This is a genomic window from Siphonobacter sp., assembly GCF_048595215.1.
In the GTDB taxonomy this organism is placed as follows: Bacteria; Bacteroidota; Bacteroidia; order Cytophagales; family Spirosomataceae; genus Siphonobacter.
On the sequence record NZ_JBMDWJ010000274.1, the window covers coordinates 1 to 22,961 of the forward strand.

At 47.8% G+C, this 22,961-nt stretch carries 21 protein-coding genes and 1 pseudogene; 12 read left to right on the top strand and 10 right to left on the bottom strand.

Going from position 1 to position 22,961, the window contains the following annotated elements:
- The 5 genes and pseudogenes from ACOJTG_RS17090 to ACOJTG_RS17110 all read right to left on the bottom strand — a co-directional run.
- Nucleotides 1-165, bottom strand: a pseudogene (locus tag ACOJTG_RS17090) (oxidoreductase); the annotation flags it as partial.
- Between the two features lie 110 nt (nt 166-275).
- Nucleotides 276-737: a pantetheine-phosphate adenylyltransferase gene (gene coaD, locus ACOJTG_RS17095; protein ID WP_104709604.1), complete on the bottom strand. Its 462-nt coding sequence runs from the start codon at nt 735-737 to the stop codon at nt 276-278.
- 36 nt (nt 738-773) lie between these two features.
- Nucleotides 774-1,613 (bottom strand): DUF3822 family protein, encoded by an 840-nt coding sequence (locus ACOJTG_RS17100; protein WP_420154942.1) that lies wholly within the window; start codon nt 1,611-1,613, stop codon nt 774-776.
- 78 nt (nt 1,614-1,691) lie between these two features.
- Nucleotides 1,692-2,072: a hypothetical protein gene (locus ACOJTG_RS17105; protein ID WP_104709602.1), complete on the bottom strand. Its 381-nt coding sequence runs from the start codon at nt 2,070-2,072 to the stop codon at nt 1,692-1,694.
- 181 nt (nt 2,073-2,253) lie between these two features.
- Nucleotides 2,254-3,498 (bottom strand): ABC transporter permease, encoded by a 1,245-nt coding sequence (locus ACOJTG_RS17110; protein WP_420154943.1) that lies wholly within the window; start codon nt 3,496-3,498, stop codon nt 2,254-2,256.
- Nucleotides 3,499-3,707: 209 nt separating this feature from the next.
- Here ACOJTG_RS17110 and queA point away from each other — a divergent pair, with 209 nt between their 5' ends.
- From queA to ACOJTG_RS17160, 10 genes are all read left to right on the top strand, one after another.
- Nucleotides 3,708-4,763: a tRNA preQ1(34) S-adenosylmethionine ribosyltransferase-isomerase QueA gene (gene queA / locus ACOJTG_RS17115; RefSeq protein WP_420154944.1), complete on the top strand. Its 1,056-nt coding sequence runs from the start codon at nt 3,708-3,710 to the stop codon at nt 4,761-4,763.
- 52 nt (nt 4,764-4,815) lie between these two features.
- Nucleotides 4,816-5,496, top strand: coding sequence for a 2-C-methyl-D-erythritol 4-phosphate cytidylyltransferase (locus tag ACOJTG_RS17120; protein ID WP_420154945.1), 681 nt, complete (start codon nt 4,816-4,818; stop codon nt 5,494-5,496).
- A 187-nt stretch (nt 5,497-5,683) separates the two neighbouring features.
- The gene (locus ACOJTG_RS17125; protein WP_420154946.1) at nt 5,684-6,643 is read left to right on the top strand and encodes a YitT family protein; all 960 of its coding nucleotides are present in this window, start codon (nt 5,684-5,686) and stop codon (nt 6,641-6,643) included.
- A 267-nt stretch (nt 6,644-6,910) separates the two neighbouring features.
- Nucleotides 6,911-7,282, top strand: a complete 372-nt coding sequence (locus ACOJTG_RS17130) for a BlaI/MecI/CopY family transcriptional regulator (protein WP_104709597.1) — start codon at nt 6,911-6,913, stop codon at nt 7,280-7,282.
- Nucleotides 7,283-7,379: 97 nt separating this feature from the next.
- On the top strand, nt 7,380-8,651 hold the full coding sequence (locus tag ACOJTG_RS17135) for a TonB family protein (RefSeq protein WP_420154947.1): 1,272 nt from the start codon (nt 7,380-7,382) through the stop codon (nt 8,649-8,651).
- Nucleotides 8,652-8,816: 165 nt separating this feature from the next.
- Nucleotides 8,817-10,106, top strand: coding sequence for a tetratricopeptide repeat protein (locus tag ACOJTG_RS17140; protein WP_420154948.1), 1,290 nt, complete (start codon nt 8,817-8,819; stop codon nt 10,104-10,106).
- A gap of 89 nt (nt 10,107-10,195) precedes the next feature.
- Nucleotides 10,196-11,011: an energy transducer TonB gene (locus tag ACOJTG_RS17145; protein WP_420154949.1), complete on the top strand. Its 816-nt coding sequence runs from the start codon at nt 10,196-10,198 to the stop codon at nt 11,009-11,011.
- Nucleotides 11,012-11,233: 222 nt separating this feature from the next.
- Nucleotides 11,234-11,542 carry an isoamylase early set domain-containing protein gene (locus ACOJTG_RS17150; protein ID WP_094812385.1) on the top strand — a complete coding sequence of 103 codons (309 nt, stop codon included), beginning with the start codon at nt 11,234-11,236 and terminating at the stop codon, nt 11,540-11,542.
- A 317-nt stretch (nt 11,543-11,859) separates the two neighbouring features.
- Nucleotides 11,860-12,213, top strand: coding sequence for a hypothetical protein (locus ACOJTG_RS17155; RefSeq protein ID WP_104709592.1), 354 nt, complete (start codon nt 11,860-11,862; stop codon nt 12,211-12,213).
- Between the two features lie 111 nt (nt 12,214-12,324).
- On the top strand, nt 12,325-12,717 hold the full coding sequence (locus tag ACOJTG_RS17160) for a gamma-glutamylcyclotransferase family protein (protein WP_420154950.1): 393 nt from the start codon (nt 12,325-12,327) through the stop codon (nt 12,715-12,717).
- Here ACOJTG_RS17160 and ACOJTG_RS17165 read toward each other — a convergent pair.
- Entirely contained in the window at nt 12,714-13,373 is a 660-nt protein-coding gene (locus ACOJTG_RS17165; protein WP_420154951.1) for a response regulator, read from the bottom strand. The two genes, ACOJTG_RS17160 and ACOJTG_RS17165, sit on opposite strands and share 4 nt — an antisense overlap.
- 6 nt (nt 13,374-13,379) lie before the next feature.
- A complete protein-coding gene (locus tag ACOJTG_RS17170) occupies nt 13,380-14,168 on the bottom strand; it encodes a sensor histidine kinase (RefSeq protein WP_420154952.1) in 789 nt (262 codons plus the stop codon).
- A gap of 551 nt (nt 14,169-14,719) precedes the next feature.
- Here ACOJTG_RS17170 and ACOJTG_RS17175 point away from each other — a divergent pair.
- Nucleotides 14,720-15,994, top strand: a complete 1,275-nt coding sequence (locus tag ACOJTG_RS17175) for a replication-associated recombination protein A (RefSeq protein ID WP_420154953.1) — start codon at nt 14,720-14,722, stop codon at nt 15,992-15,994.
- A 256-nt stretch (nt 15,995-16,250) separates the two neighbouring features.
- Here the strand turns inward: ACOJTG_RS17175 and ACOJTG_RS17180 are convergent, their stop codons facing one another.
- Entirely contained in the window at nt 16,251-16,631 is a 381-nt protein-coding gene (locus tag ACOJTG_RS17180; RefSeq protein WP_094812399.1) for a DUF423 domain-containing protein, read from the bottom strand.
- 195 nt (nt 16,632-16,826) lie between these two features.
- On the opposite strand from ACOJTG_RS17180, the gene ACOJTG_RS17185 reads away from it, so the two are divergent.
- The gene (locus ACOJTG_RS17185) at nt 16,827-19,496 is read left to right on the top strand and encodes an MGH1-like glycoside hydrolase domain-containing protein (RefSeq protein ID WP_420154954.1); all 2,670 of its coding nucleotides are present in this window, start codon (nt 16,827-16,829) and stop codon (nt 19,494-19,496) included.
- 52 nt (nt 19,497-19,548) lie between these two features.
- Here the strand turns inward: ACOJTG_RS17185 and ACOJTG_RS17190 are convergent, their stop codons facing one another.
- Entirely contained in the window at nt 19,549-21,306 is a 1,758-nt protein-coding gene (locus ACOJTG_RS17190) for an alpha-L-fucosidase (protein ID WP_420154955.1), read from the bottom strand.
- A gap of 286 nt (nt 21,307-21,592) precedes the next feature.
- Nucleotides 21,593-22,961 (bottom strand): bifunctional phosphoribosylaminoimidazolecarboxamide formyltransferase/IMP cyclohydrolase (purH, locus tag ACOJTG_RS17195; RefSeq protein ID WP_420154956.1); only part of this gene is annotated, 1,369 nt, incomplete at its 5' end.

Sequence of the window (22,961 nt, forward strand, 5' to 3'; positions counted from 1 at the left end):
CTGAATAATTAATCCGGCTCCGCCAATAGCCCGGGCTCCCAAATGCACCAAATGCCAGTCGTTAGCGAAACCATCGACGGCCGAATACTGGCACATGGGGGAAACCGCAATTCTATTTCGAAGCGTAATTTTTTTTAGCGTTAACGGAGAAAACAAACGTGACATACTTTCCAGTGTTTTAAAATCCGAAGAAAGACCTATCACTAAAAAAAATACGCCCGAAAAAGGTTCAGGATTCCTCTTTCCGGTGGCTTGTTCAATATATACCCCAACTGTTACTCCAAATCACTGACGGGATAGGGCAAGTACTGATCTACATTGGCCCCGTAACGGTGCAAGTCACGAATGATGGTACTGGAAATGGGAGCTAATTCCGGCGAACAGATCAAAAAAACCGTTTCGACGCCTTCGTATAGGTCACGATTTACCTGAGCAATACTGTTTTCGTACTCAAAATCAGTCGTATTCCGCAGGCCACGCAGCAAGAATGTGGCTCCATTATCGCGGGCGACGCGGGCCGTTAGGTCCTGATACGGTACTACCCGGACTGGCTCGTTAATGAACGTCCGCTGAATAGACCGGGTCATGGGATCCAGTGGGAAGTGGCGTTTTTTACTAGAATTGTGACCAATACCAATGATGATTTCGTCGAACAGTTTCAGGCCCCGCCGAACAATGTCTTCGTGTCCTTTCGTAAAAGGGTCAAACGAACCGGGGAAAAAAGCAATACGGGGCATTGAGGCGATGGACGTTAAGCTTGTCAGAAAGAAAATTTAACCCATGAAAGTAACCATCCGGTAAGATGGTACCTGATCGGCGGGTACTTCAGGAATGGCTACAGAATCTGGCAGTCCCTGCGTTAGTTGAGCTAGATAAGGTTGCAAAGCCTGGTACACTTCGGATTTTTCCATGATAGCTCCAAAGGCCCAGGCCTGTATATCTTCCGTATTCACTTTCAGCTCGTTTAACACGAACAAGATATAATAAATTAAATCCGCTGAAGCTCGGTAGACGAAGCGGTTGCAGTAATACAGCCGTCCGCTCTGCAAATACACGAGCGTAGCGGCCCGTTTTTCTACGTACAGTAACAGACCATCTTCCGTAATTTTTGTACTGAGCTGCAGTAAAATATCGACTTGGTGAACGATCTGAATGGTTTCAAACGGGTATATTTCCTGTAACCATTCCGTCCAGCTGACGGGTAAGGAAAAAACCGTAACGGCTTCCCAGGCTGGGTGTACCGTATGCTGTACCGATTCGTAATCCGTTACCAGTCCACGAGCCAGCGACAGAGCTCGGGCCGCATATTCCTTTCGAAACAGCGAGGTCGGTACTAACGTAAATGACTGGTTGGAAACAATGACCCGTACGGCCTTCCAAAATGTCTTTTGCATCAACTCGTGCTGACTGAGCAGGCGTTGAACAGTCGTCAAGTACTCTTCTTCGGTAGTAACGTCCGTCAAAACGTATTCATCAAGCCAAAGGCAACGATTTCGAACGGGATCGATAATACTAATTTGAAGTTCCTGCGATCCCAGTCCAAGGGTAAGGATGTACGAACTGACACTCGTCAGCGAAAGGGCCTCCTGCCGAAAGTGGGTATCAGCGGTCATCATCGAATAATTAGTAGAAATAAGGGATTCAACACAATTCTGGCGGGCCAGGGTGCCAACCCCCTCATCCTAGACCGGCTAAGGCTGACCGTCGGCGAACTGGGCCCGAACCACAAAGAACTTGGTTTCGCCGTCAAAGTCAAACTGAAAGAGTTTTTCTTCGTAATAAAGCGTCACTCGGCGGCCGGAGCGTAATGCTTCATTGATCGTATTGATCGTCGAATCTTTGCCCGAATCTACGCTAAATTCCCATTTTTCAGCATTCATCTGTCCGGTGCCTTCGGAAAAACCGCCCAGTAGTAACTCCCCTTCCCAGGTTTTAAATACGTAGCCGCGTTTACTGAACCGGGTGATGGTACCCGCTCGTTCACCTTCTGAATAGTTAATGAGGGTCAATATCCAGAATACGAGAATGGTTACTACTAATAAGCCGAGTAAAACTTTACCAAAGGTTTTCATGATAGGTTGTTTAAGTACGTTTGGAATGCCAAGGGTGGGTTTTGCCAGTCCTTTCTCCGCAGGATCAGTCGTGGGATAGTCCGATGCGGGTGTAGCTCCAAAGAAAAGTACGTTTATTGAATTTTGCTTATGCTTCGTGTTTTTTTCCTATCTATCGGCTTAAAAAACATTGCCAGCAAAATTACTTGGAGCGAATCGCCAGTACGGGGTCCATTCGGGCCGCAATCCAGGCGGGTACGATGCCCGAAAGGAGTCCGATTGTACTGGATACGCCCAACCCAATCAGGATGTTTCGCAGCGAAAGTTCGATGTTCAGCGTTTCCTGCGGATAAAAAGTCAGTAGCCAGACGAGCACGATACCTACCAGTCCGCCAATTAGGCTTAAAAAGATGGCTTCAAACAGGAATTGAAATAGTATAAAGTAGGTTTTCGCTCCCAGCGATTTCTGAATGCCGATCAGGTTTGTGCGTTCTTTTACGGATACGAACATGATGTTGGCAATCCCGAATCCCCCAATGAGCAGCGAAAATAAGGCAATGATGAGGCCCGCTCCGCGTAAGGCACTAAAGATCGTCTCGACAATATTCTGAATGGCTTCAGGACGGTTGATGGAAAAGTTATCTTCCTGATAGGGCTTCAGGCCGCGTTTGGTTCGCATCAGACCCATTAGTTCACCTTCGAGTTCTTGCAGTTTTTCGTCGCGATCGTACCCTTTGATGGAAATATTCGGTTCAGAGTATTTGGTGTGAAAGAGCTTGGAAAAGGACAGATACGGAATGTAACAACGAATGTCGGGCTTACCGCCAATCTCAAACATGCCCGTACCGATTCGTTCAATGACGCCGATTACCTGAAAACGTAAGCCTTTAATTTGGATGTACTGACCGACAGCTTCTTCGTAGGGAAACAAATTAGCCGCGATGTCGGCTCCGATCACCACTACATTACGGGCGGCCTCTTCTTCCATGGGGCTGAAGTAGCGTCCTTTTTCGACGGGTAAATCCGAAATCTGATTGTACTGATAGGTGATTCCTCGTACACCTGCCGTCATTGAATTATTCCCGTGTTTAAGTGTTTGGCCACCCCGCCCGTCCGAAATGGCGATGTACTGAGCATTCTCCAGATTACGTTCTAGGAAACGAAATTCGGAGTAACTCGGAGCGGGTCGACGGAAGAATTTCCACCAGGCGTAATTCGGCTCACTGTAATCCCAAGACCACTTGGATACAAACAGCGTATTGCTGCCCGTAAAACTCAGACTTTCCCGGATGCTGTTTTCCAGGGAGTCGACCATCGTAAAAACGGCAATGATGGAAAAAATCCCGACGGTTACGCCCAATAACGAAAGGATGGTACGGAGGAGGTTAGACCGCAGGGCTTGCCAGGCGAAACGGAGGCTTTCGAACACTTGTCGAAGAAATTTCATACCGGGAATTCTTCTGATAAATAGGGAAAGTCTAAAGTAGAACGATCGCTAGATGGGATGCAAGCAAAATGTGGAAGAAAGGGCCGTTTTAGGGGGTTAAACGGTACCCGATATTTAAAAGATTTTCACAAAAAATCCAAAAAAGCTTGACATTCGGTAGTAAGAAATTGCATATTTAGCCAAAACTATCTGGTATCTAGCTGAATTCCATGAAGTTATCCGAATTTAAATTTGATTTGCCGCAAAATCTTATCGCTCTTCACCCGGCCGAACGCGGCGATGCCCGGCTGATGGTAGTTAATCGGCAAACCAAGCAAATTGAACATCGAAAATTCGGTGACATTGTATCATACTTCGGCGACGGAGACACCATGGTAGTCAACGATACGAAAGTTTTTCCAGCCCGTCTTTACGGTAGCAAGGAAAAAACCGGTGCTCAAATTGAAGTTTTCCTATTGCGGGAGTTGAACCGTGAGCATCGCCTCTGGGACGTACTCGTTGATCCGGCTCGTAAAATTCGGGTGGGCAATAAGTTATACTTTGGTGACAGTGATCTGGTTGCTGAGGTGATTGACAACACCACTTCCCGAGGCCGTACCATTCGTTTCCTGTACGACGGTGATCACAGTGCTTTGATGAAGGCCATCCACGAACTGGGTGAAACGCCGCTACCGGAGGAAATCAAAAACCGTCGTAAAACGACCGATGAAGATCGCGAACGTTACCAGACGATTTTTGCCGATGATAATAAAGTAGGAGCCGTAGCTGCCCCAACGGCAGGATTGCACTTTACCAAGAACATCGTCAAGCGAATGGAGATCAACGGAACGCAATTTACGCCCATCACTCTGCATGTGGGATTGGGTACGTTCCGTCAGGTTGACGTAGAAGATTTGACTAAACACAAAACGGATTCCGAGCCGTATTTCATTCCACCCGTTACGGCTGAGGTGGTTAATGCTTCGCTCGACGCCAATAAACGCGTTTGTTCCGTTGGAAATACCGTACTGAAAACGCTGGAATCGTCCGTATCGGCGAATGCCCGTTTGAAACCAAGTGAAGGCTGGACGGACCGGTTCATTTTTCCTCCGTACGACTTCAAAATCAGTAATGCCCTGCTGACCAATCTCCACTTGCCCGAGTCTGTACTACTGATGGGTGTTTGTGCCTTCGGTGGTTATGATCTCGTCATGCAGGCCTACGAGATTGCGATGAAGGAGAAATACAAGTTCTTTAGTTACGGTGATCTAATGTTGATTTTATAGCCGAAACCGGACGTGTGCTAGCCATACGTCCGGTTTTTGCGTTTCCCTCTGCATGAAGCAATACGCCATTCTGGTGGCGGGCGGAAGTGGCAGCCGTATGGGTGTCGCCCTGCCCAAGCAATTTCTATCCGTTGCGGATAAGCCTATTCTGGTTCATACGCTCGAACGGTTTCTGGCCTATTCTGCCGATCTTCAGATTATTCTTTGCCTCCCAGCCGATCAGTTGGCGTACTGGCAGGAACTCAAACAAGCCTATCCGCTTGCCTTCACTCACCCCATTATCGAAACGCCGGGGGGAGCGAGCCGTTTTCAATCCGTGCGTAATGGCTTACAGTGTATCCAGGAAAGCGAAGGACTCGTAGCTGTGCACGATGGGGTACGTCCTTTCGTTCCCGTAGAGGTCATCGCCGAAAGTTTTCGTACGGCCGCTCAGCAGGGTACGGCAGTAGTATCCGTGCCTGCGAAAGATTCAATCCGACTGGTGCACAGCGAAACGGAAAACCAGGCCCTCGACCGTTCCCGATTACGACTGGTACAAACCCCGCAAACGTTTCAGGTAGCTGTATTGAAGAAGGCTTTCGAACAATCCGAAAGTCCGTTATTTACCGACGATGCCAGCGTAGCCGAAGCGGCCGGATTTCCGATTTTCCTGGTGGAAGGTTCATACGAAAATATCAAAATTACTACCCCCGAAGATTTATGGATGGCCGAAGCCATCCTTCAACGGTCCTAATTCAGGGCCACTCCTCTTTTAGTTCATTAAGTTTTCTTACAAAAAAATATTCCGCATTAGAATTTACTAATCTGATGTGGATAACTCTTGTTTTTGCCGAAAACATGAGTCAAAATCCTTATATTTACTGATTGCCCATTCCAGGGTAGCTTTTATTTTTTATATATTCCTTCCTCATACTAGCTTTATGCATCACACGTCTCCGCCTCTCTTACAAGCAGCTATCGCCTCGACTAGCCGAGGACCTGTACAACGTTTTCTACGGAGTCAGATCCGGGTCTTTCGTCAAACGTCCCCCCGACAAATCATTAAGGATAACCTGCTTATCGCGATGGGAATTTTCACCGCTGCCATTGGGCTTCGCGGTTTTCTTCTCCCCAGCGAATTTCTGGACGGCGGAGTAACGGGTATTTCACTACTGGTTCGGGCACTGACGGGCTGGGATCTCTCTATTCTCTTGATTGTCTTTAATATTCCGTTTATCGTTCTGGGTTATCGACAGATTTCCCTGGGTTTTGCGATACGTACGCTGGTGGCCATTATCTGCCTGGCCCTATGTCTGGCATTTCTGCAGTTGCCCGTCTTCACGCACGATAAGTTGCTGATTGCCGTCTTCGGCGGATTCTTTCTCGGGGCGGGTATCGGTATGTCTATTCGAGGTGGCTGCGTCCTCGACGGTACTGAAATTCTGGCTCTGTACCTGAGCCGTAAGACAGGATTTACGGTAGGCGACATCATCATGGCGATTAACGTTTGCATTTTTAGCGTCTCGGCCATCCTGATTAACGTTGAAACGGCCCTCTACGCCATGCTCACCTACTTCTCGGCTTCCCGTACCATCGAATTTATTATCACAGGTCTGGAAGAATATACGGCTATTACCATCGTTTCGGAAAAGAGTGAGTACATCCGACGAATGATTGTGAATGAAATGGGTCGCGGCGTAACCATGTTTAAGGGCCAACGGGGATTTGGCAAACGCGGCGAACGTGACGGCGATATTGACATTGTATATACTGTGATTACACGCCTGGAAATTACACGGCTGAAGAATGCCGTCGCCAAAATCGATAATCAAGCCTTTATCGTGCAGCACAGCATTCAGGATACCAAAGGTGGAATGATTAAAAAACGAGCCTTTCACTGAGTAGCTGCCAGCCCACAAGGCTGGCAGTTTTTCTATCATTTCACATCTAGCTTAAGGGAACTTTGTAATAAGTTGTTTCCTTTCGTTCTAAATGCATATAACTGATTTTCAGCCCCACCCGACTTCTAGAAACTATTTATCGAAAAAAACGAAAAAAATAGTTGTTAAACTAAAATATTAGTTTAACCTTTGGACTAAGGATACTTCTGGAAGACGAAGAGGCCTGCTGTTCGCATCCTTGAAGTAGCCATTAAACGATGCACAATTATGGTTGAAAAAGAACTTACCCGAGCCGAAGAGCAGATTATGCACGTACTCTGGACGCTGGAAAAAGGTTTTGTAAAAGACGTTCTAGATCAATTGCCTGAGCCAAAACCGGCTTATAATACTGTTTCTACCATTATCCGGATTCTAGAACAGAAAGGCTTTGTAGGACATACGGCCTACGGCAAATCGCACCGCTACCATCCCCTTATTACAAAGGAACAGTACCGGACGTTTGCCACCGAAAAATTAATGGAAGGGTATTTCGGCAATTCCATCGGCAGTTTGTTTTCGTTTTTCGTGAAGAAAAAGAAAGTAGAGCTCAACGAAGCTGACGATATTCTGAAAATGATTGAGCAGATGAAGAAGCAGTAAAGCCTGCTCCGCGTCCGTTCCGCCTATACCCTACACGGGTAAGGGCAGCCCACACCCTCTATCCACCTTTAAACGACCGAAAGGCCATTCCATCGGTATGAATTGGTTGCACTATCTCCTGCAAGTAAATCTGTATTTGGCTGGTTTTTATGGCTTTTACTGCATCCTGCTCCGACGGGAAACGTTTCACCAGCTTAATCGCAGCTTCCTGCTGGCAGGTACGGCTCTGGCTTTTTTTATTCCCGCCATTCAGTCCGATTGGGTACGGAGCTGGTTTGTAACGCAGCAGGTCAACGAGTCGATCTACGCTTATTATAACCCAAGCGTAGTCTTCATTCGGCCCAATTATCTGGATAATCACGAATCGGCTCATCCACTGGCCTGGGGACACGTGCTGGCGGTCGTTTACATGTGTGGGATGCTTTTTCTGTTAGGGAAGTTCGCCTTCCAGCTCATGCGACTGAGTGATCTAATTCGGTACAGGTACCACCGTAAAACGAATACGGCTTTTGCGTTTTTCAATCACTTCTTCGTCGGTAAGAACCTGTCCAACCGACAAACGATTGAAGCCCACGAACGCGTCCATGTACGGCAGCTTCACTCCGCAGACGTAGTCTTTTTTGAGTTAGTAGCCATTATCAACTGGTTCAATCCACTGGTTTACTTAATGAAGCAGGACATTCGTCTCTTGCACGAATACCTGGCTGACGAAGTGGCCAGTAAATGCGAACCCAGTCGGGCCGATTACGCCATGCTTTTATTTTCCCAGCAGTTTGGGGTCAATACGACGGATTTAGTTCATCCTTTTTTTAATAAATCGCTTCTTAAACCTCGAATCAGTATGTTACAGAAAACGCCTTCCAGCACTGCGGCTCTGGGTAAGTATGGATTGATCTTGCCCGTCTTTGGGACCATGCTCTTTCTTTCAACCGCTTTTTCAGAGCAAGTAACGGCTCAATCCCAACCCGCTACGCCTGCGACTCCTTCGCAAAAGCCCGCTAAATCCAGCCAGCCCGCTCCCGACCCTGATGTGTATACTGTTGTTGATAAAGCAGCTGGATTTCCGGGTGGTCAGAGGGCTATGTATGATTTTCTGGCTAAAACCGTTAAATATCCGAAGCCTGCGTCACGAGCCAATGTCGAAGGAAGAGTGTTCACCCGATTCGTGGTCGAAAAAGATGGCTCGCTTAGTAATATTGAGATTGCAAAAGGCCTGGGTTTTGGTTGTGACGAAGAAGCCATGCGGGTCTTAAACGCCATGCCGAAATGGGAACCGGGTATAGCTAAGGGAGAAGCCGTTCGTAGCTACTACAACTTGCCGATTGCCTTTACGCTAGACAAAAAGAAGACAGCTAAAACTTCCAAGTAAAGGATCAGCGGCAATTTCTACGGGATGCTTCCTGGATTTCCGCTCTTAAGTACAAACTTGCTCCCCGCGACGTATACGATCTGGCGTAGTATACGATTTCATCCAATACTATTCTCTTTTCTGTAATTGGTACCCTTAGCGTAACATTTCAATTCACTTATCGCTATGATTTTCCGATTTTTACCTCTACTCCTGTTATTACTGGAGTGCCTGACAGGTATGGCCCAATCACAGAATGATTCCTGGTTACAGGCCCAGGAGCAGATCCGTCGCGGGGAGTATGTCCAGTCAATTCCAGTCTTGCAGAAGATTCTGGAAACGGACAGTACGCAAGTAGAAGCCGCCCTTCAATTAGGCTTCGTACAACAGCGACTGGGCCAGTTACCAGCGGCCCGTAAAACGTATGAAACCATACTGCGACGTGATACGAGCCAGACCGAGGCATTGAATCAACTGGCGATACTATCCGAAAAGAACGCTCAGTATCGTCGGGCCTTGCACTATTACCAACGTCTTATCCAACTCGACACGACGAATGCATATCTGTTTAAACAGGCTGCTGTCCAGTATAGTCGCCTGGAGCAGTTGGGTCAGGCCATTGCTTTTTACAATAAGGCAGTGGCTCTCAATCCACAGGATATTGAATCCTGGGGGGAGTTGACGCGGATCCATCTGGATCTAAATGACGCCGCTCATTTGAAACTAGCGGGTGAATGTGTTGAGAAAGGCCTGACTATTGATCCCAATTCCATACGGCTGTTGCTACAGAATAGCCGGGTTGATTTCCGGCTGGGGCGATTTGCAGAAGTAGTTACCAGTCTTCAGAAAACCATGGCTCAGGGTGATTCTTCGGCTTTTTACCAGCGAATGTTAGGGCGAGCGTATTACGAAATTGATAGTCTGGATCAATCCATTTTTACGTTCCGGCGATTACTGAATGCGGGGGAAGAAACGGAATACGTATACGGTGGTTTAGGTACGGCGTATCTGCTAAAGGCTAAAAAAGATTCGGCTCATTTCGATCTCAATGCCTTCCGTAATTTCAAACAGGCCATTCAACTGGCACAAACCCGGGTGCCCGACTACCAGATGGGCCTGGGAGATGTCTATGAACTGGAAGGCAAACCTGCATCCATCAAACGGGCTATCAAAATCTACCAGGAAACCTTTAACCTGTCCGAACGGCCGAAGGCTCTGTACCGACTGGCTCAGTTGCACGATACCTATCAGGTAGATATGGAACTGGCAAAGACGTATTATCAGGAACTCATCAAAACCTGTAAAGTCATTGCGAGTAATCCCCGGAACGCTAGACCCATGGAAATGCTAGATTGTGCGTATGCAACGCTGGCGGCAAATCGACTGGCCGAACTCCATAAGTTAACTCCCAACGCTACTGCTCCGCTGGCTCAGGACAGTGTTCAGGTAGTGGCCGATACTACCAAAAACGATTAATCATTTTCCACTAAACCCTTTATGGCCCGTTCATTCGGGCTTTTTTCTCCGCTCTTATAACTAAAAATTTAGTTTAAACTTATACACCCATGGAAACGTATCAAACCCTCGAAGACTATGTTTTTGCGAATCGCAATCAGGCATACGGAGCTTATGAGCTACGCCAAAGTATAAGCCAGTACCTCCGTTGGGCAACCGTAATCAGTATCAGTTTATTTCTGGTACTAGCTTTAGCTCCCGTACTTTTTGCTCGTTTATCTGCTTCCAAAAGTTCGGTCTCTGCTCATCTTACGCCGGTGAAAGTAGAACTTGAAACGCCTGAGATTCCCCAAACACCCCCTACTCTACCCCCACCACCCGCTCCTGACGTTCCTCAAACAAACACGTATGAACTTAAACCCCCAGTTGTAGTCGCTGATGAGCAGGTCCCTGACGATTCATTTCTGGCAACCCAAGAACAATTGCAAGTACATCAGGCTGGTTCAAGAACGTTTCTGGAGGGTAATGACCTACCTGCCATCGTAGATGTCACGGAAAGTTCAGGGAAAAAGGAGAATCTGATTGTAGAAGTCAGTCCTAAGGAAAGCAATGAAGTGATGCTGACGGTCGAAATCCAGCCAGAATATCCGGGTGGAATGGAAGCGTTCAATCAGTATTTACGAAAGAATCTGCGTTATCCAATACAGGCTCAGCAGGCCAACGTGAGTGGCAATGTGTATCTCTCATTTGTGGTTGAAAAAGATGGAAGCATCACACAACTTCAAATCCTAAAAGGATTAGGTTTCGGTTGTGATGAAGAGGCTCAGCGGGTATTACAGGCAATGCCCCGCTGGAAACCCGGACGCCAGCAGGGCCGAGCCGTTAAGTGTCGGTTTAATCTACCTATAGCGTTCCGGCTTGAATAAGTTTTGTGTACTAGCTTATTATGAAAAACAGTACGGAACGAGGCAAGAAACGGAGAGGTTTTCGTAACATACCGCTTCAGTTGGACAATTGAACTTTACCAATAAAAAATTTCAAATAGTATATTCCGGTGTTTAGTGTAATTTAAATTTCTGATAATCAGTTGCTTTGTATTGTCGTTAATTGCATATTTGCCTCTGTAAATCAAATGGAATAATCCAACCATGAGTCTGTCTAAGCAAACACTCAAGAGTAAGCCTGTTACAAAGGTCACATTCACTGTTCCTTCTGAGCATTGCAATGGAGCTAAAGCAGTTGCCGTTGTAGGTGAATTCAACGGATGGGATGCCGATGCTACTCCTTTGAAAAAACAAAAAGATGGTTCTTTTAAAGGCACTGTTGAATTAACAACTGGTAAAGAATACCAATTCCGTTATTTGGTCGATGGCGAAGTCTGGATCAATGAAACTGAAGCGGATAAATTTGTTGCTAGTGGCATTTCTATGGAAGAAAACTCAGTGGTTGTCCTGTAATATACGGTACATCATTTTTCTGAATCCCCGGCTTTTTTATAAAGTCGGGGATTTTTTTGTTACTGCTTGCAACGTTTATGCCTGCTTTTGCATCCTTTACTCAGAAACCAAATCAATCACCAGCACGGAAGTGCTTTACAAAGAAAAAGTAAAAAATTTAGGTACCATGTATTGCAAAGTACCTAACAACACCTATCTTTGTATTATCAAAAGCAGAGCAGCGATACCGTTTAGTTTCCGTTCATCCCGAAGTGGTAGCATAAACTAATTTTTTATCGTTGTTTTGAATCACCTCCGAACGTAAACTCCTTTCAGCCATGAAGTTCTTTGGTCTTGCATTCCGAAAAATTTCCTTCCTGTTGGTATTGCTGGGATTATTCAATGTCCAAGGTTTCGGTATGGGTACTCCCCACCGTTTGTATACCGGTAAAGGACTCGTTACGCAACTAGCTCGTAAAACCAGTACGCTGGTACATACCAAACCCAACGAAATTCCAGCTAAAGCTGCGACCATCACTTCCTATCCGAAAGTGGCCCGTTCATTAATGACGGTAGTGCTGGACTGGGCGATACAACTCTTTACGTCTCATGAAGACGTAACTACGATACCTTCGCAGAAGAACCGAACCCCTCAGGGCCGTTCAATCTGCCCGACCATTTATCAGGTCTAACGCTTTTTTAGTTTTGGTTAAGGGTTATTTGGACAAAGCCGCTCACTTGAGCGGCTTTGCCTTTAGAAGCCCTATGTTCTTCCATTTGATTTTTAATTATATGTCCTTCCTATGAACTACCTATTGGTCTACGGAACCCTACGACGAACGGCCAACCATGCGATGCATGAGGTGCTGCAGCGGCAGGCCCAGTGGGTAGATGAAGGTTCAGTACCCGGAAAACTTTACCTGATTGACTGGTATCCGGCTCTGATCCGTAGTGAAGAAACGGGCGACTTGGTAAAAGGTGAAGTATATTGGTTACCGGACCCGGATCGTACGTTTGCCGAATTGGACTCCTACGAAGGATATTATCCCGAAGACGAAGCCCACTCCGATTATCTACGGCAGCCTGAAACAGTACAACTCAGTAACGGCACCACGGTGCAAGCTTGGGTATACATCTACAACTTACCGACATTAGGGTTGACGCAGATTAAGAGTGGGGATTTTCTCAATCGTTAATACAAGCCATTCTTCACGGCATACACGACCATAGCCGCCGTATTTTTTGCCCCGATTTTCTCCATGATGCGGGTACGGTGTCCCTCTACGGTACGATCACTAATATAGAGTTTTTCAGCAATTTCGGCATTGGTCAGTCCACTGCAAATGAGTTGCAATACTTCATGTTCGCGTTCACTCAAGGGCGTTTGCGAAGAAAAAGAAGGCTTCCGGGGCCTCGAGCGTTCGACCATTCGACGGTGCATGACCTTGGTCAGGAATGCTCCATAGTAATAGTTTTCCTCCATTACGGTTCGAACGGCCTTGACAACCTCGTCCGGATCGCTGTCTTTAATCAGGTAGCCATTAGCCCCTAGTTCCATAAGATTGGTTACAAATCCATCATCATCGTGCATGGAAATGATGATAATCTTCACCTCGGGAAAACGATTTCGTAACTGTTCCGTGGTTTTAATACCATCCAGAACGGGCATTTGTAAATCCAGTAAAACGACGTCGGGTATCTGAAAAGCCAGCTGTGTGAGCAAATCCTGCCCATCCTGAGCCTCCATAATGACCTCAATCGAATCGTAGGTTTTCAAGATATTGGCCAGTCCCCTCCGAAAAAGGGCGTGATCGTCGGCAATAGCTACGCGAATGTGGGAAGTTCCACTCATAAATAATCAAGACGTATGCAGCGGAATGTCAACGACGGTGTGCGTTCCCTGACCCGGAGAAGTTTCAAACACCACATGCCCTCCTACTACGTTCAGACGGCTTTCGATATTTTTCAAGCCTAGAGGAGTTGTTTGCTGCTGAACTTTAGGCCAGTCGAAGCCCATTCCATTATCACTTAATGTAAAAAAAACTCGTTTGGGTTGATACAACAACAATAACTCAATATGACTCGCGTCGGCGTGTTTAAGGCTATTCTGGAGTAACTCCTGAGCTACCCTAAATAAAATAAACTCAACGGATCGGTCAAGTCGGTATTCTTCGCCACGGCACTCCAGGTCAATCAGTACTTCGGGATGAGCGTGTTGTACCTTTTCAACTAATTCCTGTAATACAACTACTAAGCCCAGTTTTTCGAGAGCAGGTGGCTGAATCTCTTTGGTGATTCGCCGAACGTTTTTTACTGCTTCTTCGAGTAAGCGTTTGGTTTGCTCAGCACTCTGCAACGATTCCGGACAATTATCTAAATAACGGGTTACTAGTGAAAAACTCATTCGCGTAGCCGATAGCAAACTCCCGATATCTTCGTGTAAATCAGCGGCAATTCGCTGAGCTTCTGCTTCCTGGGAACGAATGCTAGCTTCAAGACTACCCTCCAAGTATCGAATGAATTCTTTCTGACGCAACTGCTTCCGCCGAGTAATTACAAAGAACAGCAGGCTACTCAAACCCATGAGTGCTGTAAATGTAATACCGGCCGCCAGCGTCAGCGGAAAGTCTTCTAGGGTGTGGTTCATGGATGGCTATTCTAAAACCAATGCCAAAATTATTCGCCTTTGTATGCTCATTAATTCTCGGATCACGCTGAGCCCTATACAGAAATGGCTAACGGCTCTCTTTTGATCCGCTTCTAGCTAATAGATGGGAGATTTTAACGATCATCTCTCACCTACAACCGTTGGGCGTATCGACGAAAGGTCAATTGCCCGCTTTCTTATCCTATACGTATGGGAAGTCCTAAAGTAGTGACAACTAGTTTTTGCTAGACAAACTAAAAACCAAGGTTTGTTTGGGAAGCTTTTTCAGAGGATTGGCAACTAAGGATCGGTCTCCGGCTTATTTAGTCAGTAAATTTGCATGGATTCCGTATGGCCTCCAACTTTTCTTTAAAAATCAAGGGGAAAGCCGGATAAAATCAAGGGAAAATACCTAAGTACTACCGCCCATTTTACTGGATTGGTTCTGGCCAAGTGGTTCAGTTTTTTGACAGGATCGTCCACCAGCAAACTTGCTTTCGCTAGGTACCTTGGGCGTTTACTAATAAAAGTAGGAAATTTCTGCACTTCGTATGCCACCACTCGCAGAACGTATGCGTCCCCGGACGCTGGATGAATACATTGGTCAACAGCATTTATTAGGACCGAAAGCCGTACTCCGCCAAGCCATCGATGCCCAGCGGATTCCCTCCATGATTCTCTGGGGTCCACCGGGTGTGGGCAAGACTACCTTGGCAACCCTCATTTCGCAGTCACTGAAAGTCCCCTTTTTTAGTCTTTCTGCGATTAATTCGGGCGTAAAGGATATTCGGGAAACGATTGAATCGGCTTCTAAACAGCGGTTTTTTAGCTCAGCAAGCCCTATTTTGTTCATTGACGAAATCCACCGTTTTTCTAAATCGCAGCAGGATTCACTGTTGGGGGCCGTCGAACGGGGCATCGTCACACTCATTGGAGCTACCACCGAAAACCCTTCCTTCGAAGTTATTCCGGCTCTGCTTTCGCGGTGCCAAGTATACGTACTTAAATCGATTGGAAAAGAAGACCTGATCCAAATGATTGACCGGGCTCTGGCTCAGGATGAGTATCTGAAAGACCGAGACATTCGGGTGGAGGAATACGAAGCCCTGTTACAGCTTTCGGGGGGTGATGGCCGGAAATTGTATAACATTCTTGAACTGATTACCAACTTCCAGCGAGCGGGCGAACCACTGGTGATTACCAATGAACTGGTTTTCGAGAAAGTCCAGCAAAACATTGCCCTGTACGATAAAGGCGGCGAAGCCCATTACGACATCGCTTCGGCCTTTATCAAATCCATTCGTGGTTCGGACCCCAACGCGGCCATTTACTACTTGGCCCGTATGCTCGACGGCGGCGAAGACATTGAATTCATCGCCCGTCGAATTCTGATTTCAGCCGCTGAAGATGTGGGTCTGGCCAATCCCAACGCTTTGTTACTGGCCGAAAGCTGTTTCCAGGCGGTGAAAGTACTCGGTATGCCCGAAGCCCGTATTCCGCTGGCTGAAGCGACCATTTATCTGGCAACCTCACCCAAGAGTAATTCGGCGTACGCCGCCATCAATCAGGCTTTAGAGCTGGTTCAGAAAACCGGGGCTCACCCTATTCCACTTCACCTGCGGAATGCTCCGACCAAGTTGATGAAAGAGTTGAATTATGGGAAAAACTATCAGTATGCTCATCAATTCAAGAACAACTTCGTCGAGCAGGAATTTTTACCCGAATCCCTAGCGGGTACGAAACTATTCGATCCGCAGGAAAACGGTGCCGAAGAGAAAATCCGTGAACGCCTCCGGGCCTTGTGGCAGGAGAAGTACGGGTATTGAGGTAGATGGGAGTTTAAAGAGGTTTGAACAGGTTTAAGATTTAAGCTAAGGTTTAAGATTTGAATAGGTTTAAAGTTTGAGAAAGGTTTGAGGTTTGGTAGAGATGTAAGGTCTAACATAGAAATACGGATTTGTATGTACAAACGTTCTATCCTTGGCCAACTTCATACTTTCTAAACCTTGAACCATTTCAAACTTCAAACACTTTCAAACCTGCTTCAAACCCCATCAAACTCTTTCAAACCTCCTCCCCTCCTCAAGCCTTCACTACCTGAAATGCCAGCAGCACCCAGCCAATAATCAGGGCCGTACCACCGATGGGAGCGACGGCACCAAACACTTTGATTCCCGTGAAGCAGATGGTATAGAGCGATCCGCTGAAAATGATGACACCGATTAGGAAAGCCCAGCCAGCCCAGCCCAGCCCTTTTTCCACCGCGGGCAGTTGATTCATCAGCAAACCAATCGCCAGTAAGGCCAGTGCGTGATAAAACTGATACCGAACAGCCGTCTCAAAAGTATCGAAGCGACCGGTTGCTACGAGCATGGGTTTTAGAGCGTGGGCACCAAAAGCACCTAATCCAACGCCCAACGCCCCCAATAAAGAGCCAGCCAGCAGAGCAAATTTTGCAGTCATAGAAAAAAACACGTTAAGTCAGAAATTTTACGCTATTTATGGCCGTATCCTACACAGCCTTCCTCAGGAAGGCGTAAATTTCGGATACGATCGTTACATTGTTTCGTAAAAGGTTACGAACCCGCCGAAGTTTTTATGGTTATACCGTTCACGCTCAGTCGGATTCCCATGTCGTAACCCTCATTCTACTCACGTATGATTGCAGAAAAAGCTAGACTTTCCCAACGGGCAGACAACAAAGGATGGAAAAAGTGGGGCCCGTACTTGGCTGAACGCCAATGGGGTACGGTTCGCGAAGACTACTCTTCCAACGGCGATGCCTGGAATTTCTTCTCCCATGACGCCGCCCGCAGCCGGGCCTACCGCTGGGGTGAAGACGGAATTGGGGGAATCTCCGATAATAAAGGACACATTTGTTTTGCGTTCGGGTTCTGGAATCATAAGGACGGTATTCTAAAAGAACGCCTGTTTGGATTGACCAACCCCGAGTCAAACCACGGCGAAGACGTCAAGGAGTTATACTACTACCTGGATTCGACGCCGACGCACTCGTACATGAACATGCTGTACAAATACCCGCAGCAGGCCTTTCCCTACGAGCAGATTCTGGGTGAAAACCGTTCCCGTAACCGCGAACAGCCCGAATTTGAGATCATCGATACCGGTGTTTTTGATAATGACGAGTACTTCGACATGAACATCGAATACGCCAAAGCCGATGAAAGTGATATTCTGATTAAACTGACGGTTCACAACCGCGGTCCCAAGGCGGCTCCCATCACGGTACTACCTACGCTCTGGTTCCGGAATACCTGGATTTGGGGCTACGAAAATTACAGCGTTCGCCCCATGCTGACGGGGTACTCCAATTCGCTGATTGAAGTCAGCCACAAGATTCTGGGTAAGTACAAGCTGTACGTAGAAGACGCGGATGCTTTGCTTTTCTGTGAAAACGAAACCAACTTCGAGCGGATCTACAACAGCCCTAACTTTTCACCGTACCCGAAAGACGGCATCAACGATTACATCGTTTCGAACGGAAAACGGAAAACGGTCAACCCCAATAACATCGGTACCAAAGCCTCGGCTCAGTATACCAAAACGGTTCCGGCGGGGGGTAGTTTTACCATCCGGTTGCGGTTTTCAAATTACTCCAATCACGAACCGTTTACTGATTTTGATACGATTTTTCAGCAACGGATCGAAGAGGCCGATGAGTTTTACGGAGATCTGCAAAAGAATGTAAAAGACGAGGAGCTACGGAAGATTCAGCGGCAGGCCTACGCGGGCATGCTCTGGTCGAAGCAGTTTTATTACTACAACGTCAACGAATGGCTCAACGGTGATCCGGCCATGCCCAAGCCCGCTCCCGAGCGAAAGTTTGGACGAAACCGGACCTGGAGGCACATGTACACGGCCAACATCCTGTCGATGCCTGACAAGTGGGAATACCCCTGGTTTGCGGCCTGGGATCTGGCGTTCCACTGTATCCCGCTGGCTCGCCTTGACCCGGATTTTGCCAAACGTCAGCTGGCCGTCGTGTTGCGGGAGTACTACATGCACCCCAACGGTCAGATTCCCGCTTACGAATGGACGTTTTCGGACGTGAATCCGCCCGTACACGCCTGGGCTACCTGGAAAGTATACGAGATTGATAAGGAAATGAACGGCACCGGGGACATTGGCTTCCTCGAACGGGTCTTCCACAAACTGCTGCTTAACTTTACCTGGTGGGTTAACATCAAGGATGAACAGGGCAACAACATCTTCGGCGGTGGCTTCCTCGGCATGGATAACATCGGGGTGTTTGACCGCTCGGCTCAGTTACCCCTGGGCGGCCACTTGGAGCAGGCGGATGGTACGGGCTGGATGGCCATGTACACGCTGAACATGCTCCGGATTGCCTGCGAAATTTCACTGGAACGTCCCGCCTATCAGGATATGTCTTCGAAGTTTTTCGAGCACTTCTTGCACATTGCCGGAGCCATGAAATCGCTGGGTCGGGAAGAAATCAGCCTCTGGGACGAAGAAGATCAGTTTTATTACGATTTACTCCACATTCCCAATGGTCCGAGTATGTTGCTGAAACTCCGGTCGATGGTCGGATTGATTCCGCTGTTTGCCGTAGAAGTACTGGACCCGGATTTGCTCGAAAAACTACCCGATTTCAAACGTCGCGTGGAATGGGTACTGACCAATCGGCCTGATTTGGCTTCGCTGATTTCCCGTTGGTATGAGCCCGGTAAAGGCGAGACCCGTCTGCTCTCCATCATTCGCGGTCACCGGATGAAGATGATTCTGAAACGGGTATTCGACGAAGCAGAATTCTTGTCCGATCACGGCGTTCGTTCGCTTTCCAAATACTACGCTGATCATCCGTACGAGTTTCGGGTGGGGAATGAAGTGCTTCGCGTGGCCTATACGCCCGCGGAAAGTACGGGTTCGATGTTTGGGGGTAACTCCAACTGGCGGGGCCCAGTGTGGTTTCCAATGAACTTCCTGTTTGTGGATTCACTACTGAAGTTCCACCAGTACTACGGGGATGATTTCGAAATTGAATATCCAACCAATTCCGGCGAACTGGTAACGATTAAAGAAGCAGCTCTGGCCGTAGCAGCCCGACTCATCAGTATTTTTACGCCCGATCCGGAAACCGGAATTCGACCCTATCAGCGGGACTACAAGAAATTCAATATGGATCCGCATTTTAAAGATCACTTGCAATTTTTCGAGTACTTCAACGGAAATGATGGCTCCGGACTCGGAGCAGCTCACCAAACGGGCTGGACCGGACTGGTAGCCGAGTTGATTGAGTACGTGCATACCCTCAAACAAACCGTCGAAGCGGCTCGGTTGAAACAATAGATTTTAGCGTACTAAAAACGGCTTTCCCAAAAAGGAAAGCCGTTTTTACATTTCATCGAATCTTGAAAGCGACGACGTGTTCTAAAGACAGCCTTTTAGGATAGGTAATTTGTAATCCCTCGTCCGTTTGAACCCAGCGAATTTTTTGAGTACTGCCCAGTAACTGTACTGACCGAATGGGCTGGTTGACTAATCCGGCTTTTTTTCCCAACGATTGAATAGTCAGTACTTCACCGGGTTTAGGCACGGTCATCCCGTAGGCGTATATGCTCCCGTCTTTGCCTCGCGTAAAGCGAAAATCTTTGGTACTGAACTGAAACTCGGCGTGACGTTTACCTAGTTTTCCACCGGGCAAGTTTCGCAGTTTGGCGGCTTTCTCCGGATTCTTCGGATCTTTTACCAATTCTCCCTCGCCGTATTCCTTCCAGGCGTGACTACCGTAAATACCTTCCCCATTGATTCGCATCCAGGCCCCAATTGCTTTTAGCATTCGGGCACTGCCGGCATCCATCCCGCCGCTGGGCGTGAGCGATACGCAGAGCGTCAGGTTACCGTCCCGCGAGACGTATTCCAGCAGAGCCCGGATTACCATTCCGGCATCGTAGTAAAAATCCGGTTGGTAAAACCAGTCACCCACGGCCATGTCCGCCATCCAGGGCTGGTCGGTTTTGATACCCGGTGGATAACTTCCCTCAAAGGTTCGCCCCGCTCCCCGGTTCGTCGGAATAAACTTCACGATACTCAGCTTATCAAGCTTTTTGCCCCGACTGCCTTTGTTATAAAAGTCAGCTACAATCCGGGCTCCAGCATCACTCCGATAGCCCGAACCACTTTTGTAACCGCTAAAAGGCTGGGTACTATTGCCATCGGTATAAATGAAATCCGGATCGTAGTGATCGATCACATCCTGGATTCGCAGGGCCCATTGCGTAGCATACCAGCGGGCGTAGATGAGGTGATTGCCGAAAATACCCTGATTACCAAAAGCAATCGTGGGAATGGTAAAGGGCTTGCCGTTATGGACCAGACTGTCGTAGCGAATGGGAATCCCGTAGAGCCGACGCGGATCGAGTCCTTCCCACCATTTTCCTTTTCCATCGGCCAGGGTAAGGCTGCCGTCGTACGGTACACCTGTTTTGGGACCATTTTTATCGGCTCCGAAGGCATCCTGCCACCACCACCAGGTATACTCGTGGTGGAAGGCCACGCCAAAACGCAGGCCCTGTTTCTGTAATTCTTTCTTCCACAAGGCCAGAAAATCCTTTTTCGGACCTACGCGTACGGAGTTCCAGGGGTGGTACTGAGAATTCCACAAATCGTAGTTATCGTGGTGAACGCCTACTACCAGAGCGTAACGAAACCCGGCATCTTTATAGGCCTGTACCAAAGCCGCTGGATTCCAGTCGGTAGGATTCCACTGGTGGAGTACCTCTTTGTAGCCAAATTCCGAAGGGTGTCCGAAACGTTTGAGATGATTCTGATACGGCTCTGTACCTTCTTCGTACAAACGACGAGCGTACCAGTCGCCGCTTTCGCCTGCGGCCTGCGGTCCCCAGTGAATGAAAATACCAAATTTACCTTCCCGCCACCAGTTCGGCTGACCGGGGTACTGTGCATCGATGGATTGCCAGGTCGGAGCAAACGGTCCCGCTGCAAAGGGAAAGTCCATTTTCTCTTCTGGAAACAATTCCGGATTGTGGATAAACCCTAAGGCCTGCCGTTCCGTAGTAGGCATGGGCGGTATGCTGTGATGAGTCTGAGCGATACACGACGACACCGTAAGCAAGAAAAGACCGAGTACATTTCTCATACCAGGGAAAAGGTTTAGAGCGTCCTTTCCTTAATAGAGCGTTTTTTTGAAACCTGTACCTCATTTTGAATACGCAATCCAAGTAAAAGCTTTTGCTGGAAGCTTTCCCTTTTCTTCTCCACAACTCAAACATTCATCAATGTGGATAACTTTTATATCCTGTGGATAACTATACTCCACCAAACATAATTTTCCCCTAAAAGCCAAAGACAAGCCGTATGGAAACGAAAAAGCGTCCATTCCCGAAGAAATAAACGCCTTTGAAATCTGTGGATAACTTTAAGAATTAGTGCTTGAAGTGACGAACGCCGGTGAATACCATAGCCAGTCCGTTTTCATTGCAATAATTAATGGAATCCTGATCCCGAACCGATCCTCCCGGTTGTACCACCGCCGTAACGCCCGCGTGGTGAGCGATTTCTACGCAGTCGGCAAAGGGGAAGAAGGCGTCGGAAGCCATGACAGCTCCATTGAGATCAAATCCAAATTCTTTTGCTTTCGTAATGGCTTGTTTCAGGGCATCGACGCGGGACGTTTGTCCCACGCCACTCGCTAGCAACTGGTTTTCTTTCGCCAGAACAATCGTGTTGGATTTCGTATGCTTACACACTTTCAACGCAAATTCCAGAGCCTTGTATTCGCTTTCGGTCGGAGCCTTCTCCGTTTTCGGCGACATTTCAGCGGCGGTTTCTGCCACCGTGTCTTTATCCTGCACTAGTACACCATTCAACACCGTTTTAAACATGTGTTTTGTAGGCTGTACTACATTACGCTTGAGCAGGATGCGATTCTTTTTCGATTTCAGCAGGTCCAGAGCCGCTTCATCGTATTCCGGAGCGATCAGAATTTCCATGAACAGTTTGTTCAGTTCTTCCGCAACGGCCATGTCTACTTTTGTATTCGTCACGATCACGCCGCCAAAGGCCGATACCGGATCGCAGGAAAGGGCGTTCAGGTACGCTTCTTTCGCCGTCGGAGCCGTGGCTACCCCGCAAGCGTTGGTATGCTTGATGATCACGAATGTCGTATCCGTGAATTCATCGATCAATTGTACGGAGGCATCCACATCAACCAGGTTGTTGTACGAAAGCTCTTTTCCGTTCAGTTGATCGAACATGCTTTTCAGATCGCCGTAGAACGTAGCCGACTGGTGCGGGTTTTCGCCGTACCGCAGGGAATTCTGGGGTAATTGCTTGAAGTTGAAAATATCAGCCGCCCGACCCGTGTAAGTTTGTCCGGCAAACCACTGATAAATGGCCGAATCGTACTGCGAAGTAACGCCAAAGGCCAGCGTGGCGAAGTAACGGCGTAATTCAAGGCTGGTTACGGCCTGGTGTTCCGAAAGAATGCGAAGCAGTTCGGCGTACTGGCTACGGTGCGAAACGATGAGTACGTCTTCAAAGTTTTTAGCCGCTCCCCGAATCAGCGAAATACCACCAATATCAATCTTCTCGATGATGTCTTCGTTACTACCACCCGCGGCTACGGTTTCTTCGAAGGGATACAGATCCACCACGACCAGATCGATGGCGGGAATTTCGTACTGCTCTGCCGTCTTTACGTCTTCTTCGTTGTCGCGACGGTACAGAATGCCGCCGAAGATTTTGGGGTGAAGGGTTTTTACCCGGCCTCCGAAGATGGAAGGATAGCTGGTC

What these genes read in the sequence shown, in the direction of transcription:
- coaD (WP_104709604.1), bottom strand. Translation starts at nt 737, where the DNA reads ATGCCCCGTATTGCTTTTTTCCCCGGTTCGTTTGACCCTTTTACGAAA.
- ACOJTG_RS17100 (WP_420154942.1), bottom strand. Translation starts at nt 1,613, where the DNA reads ATGACCGCTGATACCCACTTTCGGCAGGAGGCCCTTTCGCTGACGAGT.
- ACOJTG_RS17105 (WP_104709602.1), bottom strand. Translation starts at nt 2,072, where the DNA reads ATGAAAACCTTTGGTAAAGTTTTACTCGGCTTATTAGTAGTAACCATT.
- ACOJTG_RS17110 (WP_420154943.1), bottom strand. Translation starts at nt 3,498, where the DNA reads ATGAAATTTCTTCGACAAGTGTTCGAAAGCCTCCGTTTCGCCTGGCAA.
- queA (WP_420154944.1), top strand. Translation starts at nt 3,708, where the DNA reads ATGAAGTTATCCGAATTTAAATTTGATTTGCCGCAAAATCTTATCGCT.
- ACOJTG_RS17120 (WP_420154945.1), top strand. Translation starts at nt 4,816, where the DNA reads ATGAAGCAATACGCCATTCTGGTGGCGGGCGGAAGTGGCAGCCGTATG.
- ACOJTG_RS17125 (WP_420154946.1), top strand. Translation starts at nt 5,684, where the DNA reads ATGCATCACACGTCTCCGCCTCTCTTACAAGCAGCTATCGCCTCGACT.
- ACOJTG_RS17130 (WP_104709597.1), top strand. Translation starts at nt 6,911, where the DNA reads ATGGTTGAAAAAGAACTTACCCGAGCCGAAGAGCAGATTATGCACGTA.
- ACOJTG_RS17135 (WP_420154947.1), top strand. Translation starts at nt 7,380, where the DNA reads ATGAATTGGTTGCACTATCTCCTGCAAGTAAATCTGTATTTGGCTGGT.
- ACOJTG_RS17140 (WP_420154948.1), top strand. Translation starts at nt 8,817, where the DNA reads ATGATTTTCCGATTTTTACCTCTACTCCTGTTATTACTGGAGTGCCTG.
- ACOJTG_RS17145 (WP_420154949.1), top strand. Translation starts at nt 10,196, where the DNA reads ATGGAAACGTATCAAACCCTCGAAGACTATGTTTTTGCGAATCGCAAT.
- ACOJTG_RS17150 (WP_094812385.1), top strand. Translation starts at nt 11,234, where the DNA reads ATGAGTCTGTCTAAGCAAACACTCAAGAGTAAGCCTGTTACAAAGGTC.
- ACOJTG_RS17155 (WP_104709592.1), top strand. Translation starts at nt 11,860, where the DNA reads ATGAAGTTCTTTGGTCTTGCATTCCGAAAAATTTCCTTCCTGTTGGTA.
- ACOJTG_RS17160 (WP_420154950.1), top strand. Translation starts at nt 12,325, where the DNA reads ATGAACTACCTATTGGTCTACGGAACCCTACGACGAACGGCCAACCAT.
- ACOJTG_RS17165 (WP_420154951.1), bottom strand. Translation starts at nt 13,373, where the DNA reads ATGAGTGGAACTTCCCACATTCGCGTAGCTATTGCCGACGATCACGCC.
- ACOJTG_RS17170 (WP_420154952.1), bottom strand. Translation starts at nt 14,168, where the DNA reads ATGAACCACACCCTAGAAGACTTTCCGCTGACGCTGGCGGCCGGTATT.
- ACOJTG_RS17175 (WP_420154953.1), top strand. Translation starts at nt 14,720, where the DNA reads ATGCCACCACTCGCAGAACGTATGCGTCCCCGGACGCTGGATGAATAC.
- ACOJTG_RS17180 (WP_094812399.1), bottom strand. Translation starts at nt 16,631, where the DNA reads ATGACTGCAAAATTTGCTCTGCTGGCTGGCTCTTTATTGGGGGCGTTG.
- ACOJTG_RS17185 (WP_420154954.1), top strand. Translation starts at nt 16,827, where the DNA reads ATGATTGCAGAAAAAGCTAGACTTTCCCAACGGGCAGACAACAAAGGA.
- ACOJTG_RS17190 (WP_420154955.1), bottom strand. Translation starts at nt 21,306, where the DNA reads ATGAGAAATGTACTCGGTCTTTTCTTGCTTACGGTGTCGTCGTGTATC.